13 protein-coding genes are annotated in these 14,045 nt (G+C 66.8%); 7 read left to right on the forward strand and 6 right to left on the reverse strand.

Annotated elements, in window-relative coordinates; all coding sequences use genetic code 11:
* Positions 1-29 precede the first annotated feature (29 nt).
* The 5 genes from ACWIEX_RS05535 to ACWIEX_RS05555 are packed head-to-tail and all read left to right on the forward strand — an operon-like array spanning position 30 to position 4,290.
* Positions 30-965 (forward strand): N-carbamoyl-D-amino-acid hydrolase, encoded by a 936-nt coding sequence (locus tag ACWIEX_RS05535; protein WP_454032097.1) that lies wholly within the window; start codon positions 30-32, stop codon positions 963-965.
* A gap of 21 nt (positions 966-986) precedes the next feature.
* Complete coding sequence (locus tag ACWIEX_RS05540; protein WP_454032098.1) at positions 987-2,150, forward strand: amidohydrolase/deacetylase family metallohydrolase; 1,164 nt, start codon at positions 987-989, stop codon at positions 2,148-2,150.
* Positions 2,151-2,156: 6 nt separating this feature from the next.
* Entirely contained in the window at positions 2,157-2,666 is a 510-nt protein-coding gene (locus tag ACWIEX_RS05545; protein WP_454032099.1) for a GNAT family N-acetyltransferase, read from the forward strand.
* A 47-nt stretch (positions 2,667-2,713) separates the two neighbouring features.
* Positions 2,714-3,172, forward strand: a complete 459-nt coding sequence (locus ACWIEX_RS05550) for a RidA family protein (protein ID WP_454032100.1) — start codon at positions 2,714-2,716, stop codon at positions 3,170-3,172.
* Positions 3,169-4,290: an alanine racemase gene (locus ACWIEX_RS05555; protein ID WP_454032101.1), complete on the forward strand. Its 1,122-nt coding sequence runs from the start codon at positions 3,169-3,171 to the stop codon at positions 4,288-4,290. The genes ACWIEX_RS05550 and ACWIEX_RS05555 overlap by 4 nt, the downstream gene beginning before the upstream one ends.
* A gap of 186 nt (positions 4,291-4,476) precedes the next feature.
* Here ACWIEX_RS05555 and ACWIEX_RS05560 read toward each other — a convergent pair whose 3' ends face one another.
* The 6 genes from ACWIEX_RS05560 to ACWIEX_RS05585 all read right to left on the reverse strand — a co-directional run bounded on the left by ACWIEX_RS05560 (position 4,477) and on the right by ACWIEX_RS05585 (position 11,067).
* The gene (locus ACWIEX_RS05560) at positions 4,477-5,067 is read right to left on the reverse strand and encodes a hypothetical protein (protein ID WP_454032102.1); all 591 of its coding nucleotides are present in this window, start codon (positions 5,065-5,067) and stop codon (positions 4,477-4,479) included.
* Positions 5,068-5,150: 83 nt separating this feature from the next.
* On the reverse strand, positions 5,151-5,879 hold the full coding sequence (locus ACWIEX_RS05565) for a DUF1028 domain-containing protein (protein ID WP_113585939.1): 729 nt from the start codon (positions 5,877-5,879) through the stop codon (positions 5,151-5,153).
* A 12-nt stretch (positions 5,880-5,891) separates the two neighbouring features.
* Complete coding sequence (locus ACWIEX_RS05570; RefSeq protein ID WP_454032103.1) at positions 5,892-7,691, reverse strand: gamma-glutamyltransferase family protein; 1,800 nt, start codon at positions 7,689-7,691, stop codon at positions 5,892-5,894.
* 17 nt (positions 7,692-7,708) lie between these two features.
* Positions 7,709-8,581, reverse strand: coding sequence for an ABC transporter permease (locus tag ACWIEX_RS05575; protein ID WP_454033469.1), 873 nt, complete (start codon positions 8,579-8,581; stop codon positions 7,709-7,711).
* 8 nt (positions 8,582-8,589) lie between these two features.
* On the reverse strand, positions 8,590-9,534 hold the full coding sequence (locus tag ACWIEX_RS05580) for an ABC transporter permease (RefSeq protein WP_454032104.1): 945 nt from the start codon (positions 9,532-9,534) through the stop codon (positions 8,590-8,592).
* Positions 9,535-9,561: 27 nt separating this feature from the next.
* Positions 9,562-11,067, reverse strand: coding sequence for an ABC transporter substrate-binding protein (locus tag ACWIEX_RS05585; protein WP_454032105.1), 1,506 nt, complete (start codon positions 11,065-11,067; stop codon positions 9,562-9,564).
* Between the two features lie 305 nt (positions 11,068-11,372).
* Here ACWIEX_RS05585 and otnK point away from each other — a divergent pair, with 305 nt between their 5' ends.
* Both otnK and ACWIEX_RS05595 read left to right on the forward strand, forming a co-directional pair.
* Entirely contained in the window at positions 11,373-12,638 is a 1,266-nt protein-coding gene (gene otnK / locus ACWIEX_RS05590; RefSeq protein ID WP_454032106.1) for a 3-oxo-tetronate kinase, read from the forward strand.
* Positions 12,639-12,697: 59 nt separating this feature from the next.
* Complete coding sequence (locus ACWIEX_RS05595) at positions 12,698-14,032, forward strand: malonyl-CoA decarboxylase (RefSeq protein WP_454032107.1); 1,335 nt, start codon at positions 12,698-12,700, stop codon at positions 14,030-14,032.
* Positions 14,033-14,045: the final 13 nt, after the last annotated feature.

The following is a 14,045-nucleotide window of genomic DNA, read 5'->3' on the forward strand; positions in this document are numbered from 1 at the left end:
GCAGGGTGATCTTCATCCGGAGCCCAGACGTGACCCGTATCCTGACCGTCGCCGCCGCCCAGCTCGGTCCCATCCAGCGCGATGAGAGCCGGGCTTCGGCGGTTGCCCGCATGATCGAACTCATGCGGCAGGCCAAGAGCCACGGCGCCGATCTGGTGGTTTATCCGGAGGCCGCGCTCACAGCCTTCTTCCCGCATTGGTGGATCGACGACGAAGCCGAGATCGACAGCCATTTCGAGAGCGCGATGCCTTCGAACGAGACCGCGCCGCTCTTCGAGGAGAGCAAGCGCCTCGGCGTCGGCTTCCATCTCGGTTATTGCGAACTCGCCTTCGAGCAGGGCCGCAAGCGCCGCTTCAACACCGCGATCCTCGTCGACAAATCGGGTGCGATCGTCGGCAAGTACCGCAAGATCCATCTGCCCGGCCATCCCGAGCACCGCCCGGCGGCGCCCTTCCAGAACCTGGAGAAGCGCTATTTCGAGACCGGCGAGCTCGGCTGGCCGGTCTGGCGGACGATGGACGCCAATATCGGCATGATGATCTGCAACGACCGGCGCTGGCCGGAGAGCTATCGCTCGATGGGCTTGCAGGACGTCGAATTGATCGTGCTCGGCTACAACACCCCCAAGCACAACCCGCCGGCACCGGACCATGACCGGCTCGGCAATTTCCACAACCAGCTCGTGATGCAGGCCGGCGCCTACCAGAACGCCACCTGGGTCGTCGGCGTCGCCAAGGCGGGGCTGGAGGCCGGCGTCGACCAGATCGGCGGCTCCTGCATCATCGCGCCGACCGGCGAGGTCGTGGCCCAGGCCGTGACCGAGGATGACGAGCTCATCGTCGCCCGCTGCGACATGGACCTCGGCAAGAGCTACAAGGCCTCGACCTTCAATTTCGCCAGGCATCGCGAGCCCCAGGCCTACGGCCTGATCGTCGAGCGCAAGGGCGCCGTCTCCCCGGTTTGATCCGCATCCAGAGGACTAGAAATGACCCACGATCTCATCCTGAAGGGCGGTCGCGTCATCGACCCCTCGCAGAAGCATGACGGCATCCTCGATGTCGCCTTCACGGACGGCAAGGTCTCCGGCTTCGGCAAGGACCTGAAGGGCGCCAAGGAAGTCCGGGATGTCTCAGGCTACATCGTCTCGCCCGGCCTGATCGACCTGCACACCCATGTCTACTGGGGCGGCACCTCGCTCGGCATCGACGCGGACGAATTCTGTCGCGTTTCCGGCGTCACCACCTCGGTCGATACCGGCTCGGCCGGCCCCGGCAACTGGGCCGGCTTCCGCAAGCATGTCATCGAGCCGAGCCAGGCGCGCATCCTCGCCTATCTCCATGTCTCGCATGCCGGCATCTACGGCTTCGACCATCGCGTCATGGTCGGCGAGAGCGGCGACATGCGCATGATGAACCCGATCGACTGCGCCAAGGTCGCCGACGAGAACCGCGACTACATCGTCGGCATCAAGGTCCGTGTCGGCCTGCATGCCTCGGGCGACCAGGGCACCAAGCCGCTGAACATCGCGCTGCAGGTCGCCGACGAGATCGGCATGCCCTTGATGTGCCATATCGACCATCCGCCGCCGTCCTATGAGGAAGTCATCGGCATGCTGCGGCCGGGCGACGTGCTGACCCACGCCTTCCGCCCCTTCCCGAACGCGCCCGCGACCGCGCAGGGCACGGTGAAGCCCGAGGTGCTGGCGGCCCGCAAGCGCGGCGTCATCTTCGACATCGGCCACGGCAAGGGCTCGTTCTCCTTCAAGACCACCCGCGCCATGCTCGCCAACGGCTTCGAGCCGGACGTGATTTCGTCGGACGTGCACAAGCTCTGCATCGACGGCCCGGCCTATGACCAGGTCACCACCATGTCGAAGTTCCTCTGCATGGGCATGAGCCTGAACAACGTCATCGCCGCCTCGACCGTGAACGCCGCCATGGCGCTGAAGCGCCCGGAATACGGCTCCCTCAAGGTCGGTTCGCTCGGCGATGCGACGATCCTGACCGTGAAGGAAGGCAAGTTCGACTATGTCGACGTCGTCGGCGAGCACCTGATCGGCGACAGGAAGTTCGTCTCCGAGGGTGTCGTGCTCAAGGGCAAGTGGTGGCATCCGAAGCGGACCGGCAAGTTCCCGAAGGTCGCGGCGTAGGCTTCCATGTCACGCGAACCGGGCTGGCGCCGCATGGCGCCGGCCGATCTGCCGGCCGTGATGGCGATCGCGGCCGCCGTGCATCCGGACTATCCCGAGGACGAGGCGGTCTTCGCCGAGCGTTTGCATCTGGCCCCCGAGGGGTGTCATGTGCTGGCCGGCGAGGGCGGGGCGCTGCAGGGCTACCTCGTCAGCCATCCCTGGCCGGCCGGCGCCGTCCCAACCCTGAATTCCCTGCTCGGCGATGTCCCGCCTGGCGTCGCCAACTGGTATCTTCACGACCTCGCCCTGCTGCCGGCAGGGCGCGGCAGCGGCGCGGCGGGAGCGATCGTCGCCGCGATCGCCCGTCACGCTGCCGGTGCCGGCTATACGAGCCTGGCGCTGGTCGCGGTCAACGATTCGACCGGCTTCTGGCGCCGGCAGGGTTTTCGCGAGGTGCATGAGCCCGCGCTTGATCGCAAGCTTGCGAGCTATGACGATGCGGCCCGCTATATGCGCCGCGATATCAACGGCTGATGCGTCAGGCATCGGCGAGAAAAGACCGACGTGAGGAGAGAAACGCCATGAGCGCCGAAGACAGGCTGAAGGAACTGGGGCTGACCCTGCCGGACGTGCCGACGCCGGTCGCGACCTATGTCAGCTTCAAGCAGGTCGGTGATCTGGTCTATCTCTCGGGCCAGGGTCCGAAACGGGCCGACGGCACCTATCCGACCGGCAAGGTCGGCAAGGACGTCACGATCGAGGAAGCCTACCAGCACGCGCGCCAGACCGGCCTCGGCCTGCTCGCTGCGATGAAGAAGGCGGTCGGCTCGCTCGACAAGGTCGAGGTGGTCAAGCTGCTCGGCATGGTCAATGCGGTCCCGGATTTCACCGATCAACCCAAGGTCATCAACGGTTGCTCGGACCTGTTCGTCGCCGTTCTCGGCGACCGTGGCCGCCACGCCCGCTCGGCCGTCGGCATGGGCTCGCTGCCCAACAACATGACCGTCGAGATCGAAGTCATCATCAAGGTGCTGCCATGACCGTGACCGCGACCACCTCCAGGGCCGTCGACCAGCCGGCCGCCACCCCGCTCGCCGCCGAGATCGCCCGCGTCTACGGCACGCCCGCCGTGGTGATCGATCTCGACAAGGTCGATGCCAATATCGCCCGCCTCCAGGCGGCCTGCGACGCCGCCGGCGTCGCCAATCGCCCGCATATCAAGACGCATAAATCGCCCGAGCTGGCGCGGCTCCAGATCGAGGCCGGCGCGCGGGGCATCACCTGCCAGAAGCTCGGCGAGGCCGAGGTCATGGCCGATGGCGGCATCGACGACATCCTGATCAGCTACAACATCATCGGCGAAGAAAAGCTGGGGCGCCTGGGGGCCCTGCAAAGACGCGTCCGGATGATCGTCGCCGCCGACAACCCGGTCACCATCTCCGGCCTGCCGCGGGCCGGCGAGATCGCGGGCCGCGATCTGGAAGTCGTCATCGAATGCGATACCGGCCGCAAGCGCGCCGGCGTCGAGACCCCCAGTGAGGCGGTCGAACTCGCCAAGATGGTCGCGGCCTCGCCCGGCCTGCGCTTCGCCGGCTTGCTGATGTACCCGCCGGAGGATGGCTGGGAGCGGACGCAAGCCTTCCTCGACACGGTCAATGCCGGCCTGCGCGATGCCGGCCTCAAGGCCGATATCGTCTCGACCGGCGGCTCGCCCAACATCCCCAACATGGGCAAGCTCAAGGGCTCGACCGAGCACCGCTCGGGCACCTCGATCTTCAACGACCGCATGCAGATCGCGGCCGGCGTCGCCACGCTCGAGGATTGCGCGCTCACCGTTTACGCGACGGTGGTGAGCCGGGCGGGTCCGGAACGCGGCATCCTTGATTCAGGCTCGAAGACGCTGACCAGCGACAAGGGCAATCTCGACGGCCACGGCTATATCCTCGAATACCCGGCGGCGCGGATCGCGCAATTCGCCGAGGAGCACGGCTTCCTCGACCTCTCCGCCTCGAACAAGCGCCCGCTCGTCGGCGAGGTTGTCCGCGTCGTGCCGAACCATGTCTGCGTCGTCGTCAACATGGTCGATCGCCTGATCACCGTGCGCGGCGACAAGCTGATCGGGGAATTGCCGGTCGCGGCGCGTGGCCGCCTGACCTGAGCCCATCCGTCATGGTCGGGCTTGTCCCGACCATCCACGTCTTCGTGGGTCGAAGGCCGTTTTCAAGACGTGGGTGCTCGCCACAAGGGCGAGCATGACGAGCTGGACCATCCTTCGAGACGCCACTTGCGCGGCTCCTCAGGAGGAGGGCTGAGCAGAAAAGCGGTCTCTTGGCTTTTTGTAAGCTTAGTTCTGCAGGATCTTCGATCCCTTGATCGTGACATTGCCGGACGCCTTGGCCTCAATGCGTCCGGAAGCCTTGAGCGTGATGTCGCGCCCCTGCAATTCGACGCTGCCGTCCTTCTTCATGCTCAATCTGGCGTCGCCGCACTTCAGCGAAGCGGCATCGGCGCTTTCGATCGCAAGCGTCTTGCCGACGCTGACGGCCATGCCCGCTCCAACGCTCATCGCCATCTCCTTGCCGGCCGTGATGGCGAAGTTCTGCCCGCTGTCGATATCGCAGCCCACCGCCGCAGCGACGTTGAAGCTCCGGGTTTCGAACGAGGCTTCGTGACCGCTGCTGATGCGCAGACGGTTACCGACGACCATGGTGGTGTTGGCGCCTGCGGTGACGGCAAGATTGGCGCCCGCGGTCAGCGTCATCACGCTGCCTGCGGTGAGCGCGATGCCCATCCCGCAATTGACGGTCAGCGAGCCCGGCGCGTTGATGACGACGTTGCCGCCGCGATCCGCCGATATCGCCTGGAGCAGGGCTGAAACCTGCGCCTCCAGGGTGGCGATGCGCTTCTGGAGGGCTTCGGTGTTCGGATCGGCCATCGCATTCCCCGCTCGCCGGCATGACAGGATGACGAAGCGTCACCCTATCACGTGCCAAGCGTGTCGAGAATGGATTTGGCCGGTCAGCTTTCCGGGTGCCGGGCGTTCCAGGCAGCCGCATATTCCGTGCAGAGACGATCGAGCTCGGTCCGGTCGGTGACACCGGCGGGGCGCCCGCGCGAGGGCGAGGCCTGCTGGAACGGCACCGAGCGCTGATGCGCCACGCGCCAGAGCCGCCGCAGCTCCTTCAGCGGATCCGTGTGGTCGTCGACGCGGATATCGATGCTCGGCACCGGTTCACCGGCCCAGATGCGGATCGCGGCGGATTGCTTGCCGCGCTTGTCGCCGCCGGCCTTCTCGCCAGCTTCCAGCGCCACGAGCAGGCGCTCGTCGAAATCGAGCGCCGAGGAGGCGATATAGACCTTAAGGGTCTCCTGCACGACCTCAGGCCCGGCGAGCATGTTGCCGGCGACCGAGACCTGCGGCCCGTCGACGGCGCCGCACCAGTCGATGCAGGCGGCGCCCGTATGCGAGGCGATCTTGCCGTCGCGGTCGATGACATGGAGCTGGCGATGGGCGCGCCCCTCGTCGGCCGCCGTCAGCGTCGCGATGATCTCGACGGCCGAGCGCCCCTCCTGCAACAGCCTGAGGCCGTCGACCCCGTAGAGCGGATTGACGAAGGCCTGTGTCGCGATCGCCCCGATCCGCCCGCCGCCATAGGGCACGCGGGCGCCGACGGCAAAAGCGCAGGTCGAGACGGCGACGCCATAGGCGCCGGTCGCGGCGTCGCGGGCGACGATGGACCAGGTCATGCGGTTGCTTCCTCAGCGGCCGGCGGCATAGGCCTGCATCAGACGCGGCGTCGCCGCGGCGCGCAAGAGCCCGTCATCGCCGCGTTCTGCCGCAGTCAGGCGTCCGACCGTCCAGGCCGGCGCCTTCTCGACCGCGTGGCCACGGCGCTCGAGCTCGGCGAGCGCCGCAGTGCCGATGTTCTCCTCGATCATCAGATGGCCCGGCCGCGATGAGCGCGGATAGAAGGAGGAGGGGAAATGCTGCGTATGGAACAGTGGCAAATCGATCGCCTCCTGCAGGTTGAGGCCGTGATGGACGCGGCGCAGGAAGAGGCCGAGCTGCCACTGCTCCTGCTGGTCGCCGCCCGGCGTGCCGAAGGCGAGGCGCGGGCGTCCGTTCTCGAAGGCGATCGTCGGCGTCAGCGTCGTGCGCGGGCGCTTGCCCGGCGCGAGCGAGGCCGGCAGCCCCTCTTCCAGCCAGAACATCTGGGCGCGCGAATTGAGCGGGAATCCGAGCTCCGGGATCACCGGCGAGGATTGCAACCAGCCGCCGGACGGCGTCGCCGCGATCATGTTGCCCCATTTGTCGATGACGTCGATATGGACGGTGTCGCCCTTGCGCCCGGCCGCGACCATCGAGGCCATGGTCGGCTCGCCGACGCTGGCGCCACCTTGGGTAGGCTGGGCGATGGCACTGAGCGCCTTCAGCGCATGCGCGACCTGCGCCTCGTAGCCCGAGACGATGCCCGGACGCAGCTCCAGCGAGGCGCGCTCGCCGATCAACCCGCGCCGCCCGGCCGCGTAGTCGTCGGAGAGCAGCGTCGCCAGCGGCACCTTCACGAAATCCGGGTCGCCGTAATAGGCTTCGCGGTCGGCGAAGGCGAGCTTCATCGCCTCGGCGACGTGATGCACGAATTCGGGGCTCGCCGGTCCCATCCCGGCGAGATCGACGCCCTCCAGGATCTTCAGCGTCTGCAGGAAGGCCGGGCCCTGGCCCCAGGGGCCGATCTTGAACACCTCCCAGTCGTGATAGGTCACGGAGGTCGGCGTCTCGTAGGTCGGCTGGTAATTCGCCATGTCCTGCGCGGTCAGCAGGCCCTTGTTGCGGCGGCCGGAGGAATCCATCACCTCCTGCGTGCGACAGAAGCGGTCCATCGCCTCGGCGACGAAGCCCTTGTACCAGGCGTCATAGGCGCCCTGGATCTGCTCCTGCCGGTCGCTGCCCTTGGCTTCCGCCTCGGAGAGGATGCGCTTGTAGGTCTCGGCGGCGGCCTTGTTGGCGAAGAGCTTGCGCGCCTCCGGGACGTTGCCGCCGGGGAGATAAACATCGCCGGAGCTCGACCACTCGTTGGTGAAGAGGTCGGTCAGCTCCCGGATCGAGTCCGAGACGCGCGGCAGCATCGGATGGCCGTTCTCGAAATAGCCGATCGCGGGTTCGAGCACGTCGCGGAGCTTCAGCCGGCCATGGTCGCGCAGCAACGTCATCCAGCCGCCGAAGGCGCCGGGGATCACGGTTGCGAGCAGGCCGGAGCCGGGGATCAGGTCGAGGCCGAGCGCCTTGTAGGCCGCGATGGTCGCCGCCTGCGGGGCGGGTCCCTGCGCGCAGAGCGTCTCGACCTTCCCGGTTTCAGCCGAATAGAACACGGCGGGCATGTCGCCGGCCGGGCCGACGAGATGCGGCTCCACCACCTGCAGCACGAAGGCTGCGGCGGCGCAGGCGTCGAAGGCGTTGCCGCCCTTTTCCAGCATCGCCATGCCTGACGCCGTGGCGAGCCAGTGCGTCGAGGTGACGACACCGAAGGTGCCGAGGATTTCGGGGCGGGTGGTGAACATGGGCGTATCCCTGAAGCCTAGTTTTCTTTTGGATCGAGCGCGTCGCGCAGGCCGTCACCGAGCAGGTTGAAGCCGAGCACGGCAAGGAAGATGCAGATGCCCGGCGCCACCGACATCCACGGCGCCTGCTCCATGAAGTTCTTGGCGACGTTGAGCATCTGGCCCCAGGAGGGTGACGGCGGCTGCTGGCCGAGGCCGAGGAAGGAGAGGGCTGCTTCCAGGATGATCGCCTGCGCCATGAACAATGTCGACTGCACCACGATGGGGGACAGGGTGTTGGGCAGGACATGGCGGAACATCAGCCGGAGGTCGCGGGCGCCGACCGCCCGCGCGCCCTCGACGAAATCCTCCGCCTTCACGCTCATCACCTGGCCCCGGATCAGCCGGATGAAGATCGGCACCGCCGACAATCCGATCGCGATCATCGCATTGGTCAATGACGGGCCAAGCACCGCCGCGAAGGCGATCGCGAGGATCAGGAAGGGACAGGCGAGCAAAGCCTCGGTGACGCGCGAGATCACGATGTCGATCCAGCCGCCATACCAGCCCGCCAGCAGTCCGAACGGCAGGCCGATCGCGACCGCGATCAAGACCGAGACGATGCCGGCGAGCAGCGAGGCCTGCGCGCCGTAGAACAGCCGCGTGACCTGGTCGCGCCCAAGTTCGTCCGTGCCGAACCAGTAGAGTTCCGAAGGCGGCTTGCGGATGGCGAGGAAGTTGGACTTGAACGGGTCGGCCAGCGGCAGCACCGGTGCGAGCACCGCCATCAGCAGGAAGGCCAGCACGATGCTGCCGCCGATCAATGCCGATTTGTTGCGGATCAGCCGGGACAGCACGCCGGGGCGGGCGCTGACGCCGCTTGCGGCGCCGGTCGAGGAGATGGAATCGATCGACGCCATCAGCTGGCCCTCAGGCGCGGGTTGACGACGACGTAGAGGATATCGGCGATCAGGTTCATCAGGATGAAGCCGATGGCCGTGCACAGCACCACGCCCTGCACCACGCCATAGTCGCGATTGAACACGGCATCGACGATCAGCTTGCCGAAGCCGGGAATGGTGAAGACCTGCTCGGTCAGCACCGCGCCCGCCAGCAACTCCCCGAAGAGCAGGGTGGTCAGCGTGATGATCGGCATCAGCGCGTTGCGCAGGGCGTGGCGGTGGATGACGGTATCCTCGTCGAGCCCCTTGGCGCGGGCGGTGCGGACATAGTCCGAGCGCAGCACCTCGAGCATCGCCGAGCGGGTATGGCGCATCAGGAAGGCGGCGAGCCCGTTGCCCAGCACGAAGGCCGGCATGATCAGCCGCTGGATCGCCTCCCAGGGGTGGACGAAGATCGATTCATAGCCCGAGGCCGGCAGCCATTTCAGGTGCACCGAGACCAGCAGGATCAGCATGATCCCGAACCAGAAATTCGGGATCGACAGTCCCGACAATGCGGCGGCGCTGGCCGAATAGTCGACGATCGTGCCCTTGTACCGCGCCGCCAGGATGCCGATCGGGATACCGATGCAGATTGCCACCAGGATCGAGGCCGTGGCGAGCTGGATCGTCACCGGCAGCTTCTGCAGGATCAGCCCGAGCACCGGCTCGCCGGTGCGCAGCGAGCGGCCGAAATCGCCCTGCACGACCTGCCCGAGCCAGGCGAAGAACTGGACGATCACGGGATCGTCCAGGCGGTAGATCTCGCGCAGCCGCGCGATCACCTCGGGGTCGCGTTCCTCGCCCGCGATGACGAGGAAGGGGTCGCCCGGCAGCGCGCGCTGCAGGGCGAAGACGAAGAGCGACACCAGGAAGAGCGTCGGTATCGCGATCAGGATGCGGCGGAGGATGAGCGTGGCCATGGGCCACCCGTCACGGCATGAGCAGCGTCACGAGCGCTTCAGCCCGGCCAGCCGGATCATCCCGTCCGGATTGATCGCGAAGCCCTGGATGTTGGAGCGCATCGCGAAGAACACCGTCTGGTTGTAGAGATAGATGATCGGCAATTCGTCCTGCAGGATCTTCTGCGCGGCGTCGTAGCGCTTCTTGCGCTCGGCCGGCTCGTAGATCGTGCGGGCCTCGTCGAGCAGCTTGTCGACCTCCGGATTGGCATATTTGCCGTCGTTCTGGTTGCCCTTCGAATGCGCGAAGGGGTGGATGTTGCCGTCGGGGTCGATGCGCCCGGACCAGCCGACGCGGCTCATCTGGAACTTGCCCTGCTGCTGGTCGCGCAGCTGGCTGGCGAATTCGGTCGAGCGGATCTGGATGTCGATGCCGGCTTCCTGCGCCATCGCCTGGATCACCTGGCCGAGCTGGGCATCGACCGGGTTGTTGGTGACGAAAAGCTCGACGGAGACCTTGGACTGCCCGGCCTCCTTGAGCAGCGCCTTCGCCTTGTCGAGGTCGCGGGCCGGAATCGGCAGATCGGCGCTGACGTAGAAATTGCCGGGGTTGAAGGGCTGGTTCGATGGCGCATAGAGCCCCTCGAACACGACCTGGCTCAGCACCTTGCGGTCGATCGACAGGGAGAGCGCCTGGCGCACGCGCTTGTCCTTGCCCATCGGCTGGTTGGCGGCTTCCCCGTTCCTGGTGTTGATGGTGATGCCCTGGTAGCCGAGATTGGCGACGCTCTCGACCTTGAGCGACTTGTCCGATTGGGCGGATTTCACGTCGGTGGGGGCCAGCCGCTCCAGCATGTCGAGCTCGCCGGAGCGCAGATTGGCGAGGCGGACCGTCGTGTCGGGAATGGCGCGGTAGAGGATGCGGTCGAAGCTGTATTTGTCGGCTTCCCAATGCTCCTTGAACTTCTCCAGCACGATCCGGTCGTTCTGGACGCGCTCGACGAATTTATAGGGGCCGGAGCAGATCGGCTTCGCCGCGACGTCGCCGGAAAGACTCTTGGGCGAGAGCATCATGCCGGCGCGGTCGGTAAGCTGCGAGAGCAGCGTGGCGTCCGGGCGCTTGAGCTTCAGCACCAGCGTGGTGGCGTCGGGCGCCTCGATTGTGTCGACCGAGGCGAGCTCGGCCTTGCGGAGTGAATCGGGCAGGGTGCGGGCGCGTTCCAGATTGGCCTTGGCGGCCTCGGCGTTGAAGGCCTCGCCGTCGTGGAACTTCGCATCGCTGCGCAGCTTCATCGTCAGCGTCAGGCCGTCAGTGGAGAAGTTCCACTCGGTCGCCAGCCGCGGCACCAGCTTCAATTCCGGCGTGATGTCGACCAGCCGGTCGCACAGCCCCATGAAGACGATGCGGCCGACGAAGGTGCGCGCCTTGTGCGGGTCGAGCATGTCGGGGTCTTCCTGCAATCCGATCCGCAGGGTCGACGGGGCCTGTGCCAGCGCCGGCACTATCGCGAGCGCGAGTGCGGCAGCCGAGATCGCAACCTTCAAAAGCTTCATCTTTTTCCCCTCGTTGCGGACGTTGTCGGCGAACGTTCCCGCCGCGTCGGCAGCGGGTCGTCCTGCTCAATTCGTTCCTTGTGGCACCAACCTGACTCAGATCGCGGCCGCCGTCGATGATGCGCCGCATCAATTCGCAGGCAGTATTGCCCGCCGCATGGGCAGGGAGCGCTTTCGCGGGAACCGGGGTTCCATGTCCGGGGCGGACGTGCACGATGCGGCCATGGCGGTCGTCACCTGTTTCGGCAGCGGCTAGAACGGCGTTCGACAAGATAAGGCCCGCTTGGGCCTGGGGGAGATTGAGTATGCTGCTGGGCGTGATCGCCGACGACATGACGGGCGCGACCGATGTCGCGCTGATGCTGAACCGGGCGGGCATGCGGACCGTGCAGGTCATCGGCGTGCCCCCGGCCGGTTCCGCCCTGCCGGAGGCCGATGCCGTCGTCGTCGCGCTGAAATCGCGGACCAATCCGGTCACTGAGGCCGTCGCCGATTCGCTTGCCGCCTGCGAGGCGCTGCTGAAGGGCGGCGCGCGTCAGATCCTGTTCAAATACTGCTCGACCTTCGATTCGACAGCGGATGGCAATATCGGCCCGGTGGCGAATGCGCTGGCCGGGCGGCTGGGTGCCAAGCTCGCCATCGTCTGCCCGGCTTTCCCGGCCAACGGCCGCTCGATCTATCAGGGCTATCTCTTCGTCGGCGCGGTGCCGCTCCACGAAAGCTCGATGAAGGACCACCCGCTGACACCGATGCGTGATTCGAACCTGATGCGGCTGATGTCGGTTCAGGCGAAGACCAATGTCGGCCTCGTCGATTACGCCACGGTGCTCGCCGGCCCCGCCGCGGTGAAGGCGCGCCTCGCCAAATTGCAGGCCGACGGCATCCGCTATGCCGTGACCGATGCGCTCACCAATGAAGACCTGATGACGCTCGGCCACGCTGTATCCGAGCATGTCCTTTTGACCGGCGGCTCCGGCATCGCTATGGGCCTGCCGCAGAATTTCCGCCGCGCCGGCCTGCTGCCGGAGCGCCCCGGTCCGGCGGAGCTGAAGGCACCGGCCGGCCGCGCCGGCATCATCTCCGGCAGTTGCTCGACTGCGACGCGCGGCCAGATCAAGGCGGCGCTGGAGGCCGGCTATCCCGCGCTCAAGGTCGATCCGTTCGCGCTGGCCGATGGCAGCCAGGATGCCGCGGGTCTCGCCGCCTGGGCGTTGGCGCAGCCGGCGGACAAGCCCTTCCTCGTCTATTCCAGCGACGATCCGGCCGAGGTCGCGGCCGTGCAGGACAAGCTCGGCCGCGAGAGGGCCGGCAGCATCGTCGAGCACGCCTTTGCCGAGCTGGCGCGCCGTCTTTCCGAGGGCGGCGTGACGCGGCTTCTCGTCGCGGGCGGCGAGACCTCGGGCGCGGCCGTGCTGGGCCTTGGCATCCGCACGCTGGAGATCGGCCCCGAAATCGACCCCGGCGTGCCCTGGACGCGCGTCGTCGACGGGCCGGAGATGGTGGTCGCGCTGAAATCCGGCAATTTCGGCACACCGGACTTCTTCCTGAAGGCCTGGAGCCTGCTGCGCTGATGCCCGATTTGCCTGCGCTGAATCTCGTATAGGATCAGCCTTCCGAACTGGGAGCCGGCATGGATATGGCATTTCTCGGCGAACTCCTGACCAACGTGGCGGATCGCGGCCGCGCGCTGATCGGCTTCGAGCGTTTCCTCGGCAACCGCTCGCGTCCGATCGACAAGCTCTGCGAGGACCTGCTCTCCGGCCGTGGCGAGGCGTCGGGCATGGCGCTGGCGCAGGCTGTGCTGGAAGCCTTCCAGCGCCTCGACAAGCCCGGCCGGCTCGCCTTCTTCACCATCCTGCGGGAGCGCTTCGGTCCCGATCACGAGCGGCTCGACGCGGCGATCGAGGCCTATCGCGCCAAGCCCTATCCGGCGACCGTCGCCGCCCTGCATCAGGCGTCCGAGCCGCGCCGGCAGGAGCTGTTTCGTCGCCTGAATCTCGCCCCCGAGGGCACGCATGTGCTGGTGCGGATGCGCGAGGCCCTGTTCGAGGCCATTGCGGCCGAGCCGGAGCTCAAGGGCATCGACGAGGATTTCCGCCATCTCTTCGGCTCCTGGTTCAACCGCGGCTTTCTCGTCCTGCGCCGCATCGACTGGCGCACGCCGGCGAATGTGCTGGAGAAGATCATCCGCTACGAGGCGGTCCATGAGATCCAGGGCTGGGACGATCTCAGGCGCCGGCTGGAGCCGGCGGATCGGCGCTGCTTCGCCTTCTTCCATCCGCAGCTCGTCGACGACCCCCTGATCTTCGTCGAGGTGGCGCTGACCGGCGACATCCCGCGCAGCATCGGCGAAGTTCTGGAGCCCGAGCGCACGATCCTGCCCGCGCAGCAGGCGACGACGGCGGTGTTCTATTCGATCTCGAACTGCCAGGAGGGCCTGCGCGGCATCTCCTTCGGTAATTTCCTGATCAAGCAGGTAGCCGAGGACCTGAAGCGCGAATTGCCGGGGCTCGACACCTTCGTCACGCTCTCGCCGGTGCCGGGCTTCGCCCGCTGGTTGGCCGGCGTCGCGGAGGAGCCCGGCGATCTCGTCCTCACCAACGAAGAGCGCGCCGAACTGGCCCGCCCGGCCGGCGAGACGATCTCGCTCGATGATGCGACGAAGGCGCGCCGCGACAAGCTGCTCGGCCAGATGACGGCGCAATACATGCTGCGGGCGCGCACGGCGTCCGGTCGCGTCATCGACCCGGTCGCGCGCTTCCATCTCGGCAATGGCGCGCGGCTGGAGCGGATCAATGTCGGCGGCAATCTCTCCGCGCGGGGCCTGCGCGAGTCGCATGGCGTGATGGTCAATTACCGCTACGACCTCGACGACATCGAGACCAATCACGAGGCCTTCGCCACTCGCAACACGGTGGTGGCCTCCTCCAGCGTGCGCAAGCTGCTGCGCCCTGCTACGAGCTGATACGGAAACGCCT

The organism is Allobosea sp. NPDC055353, assembly GCF_053644975.1.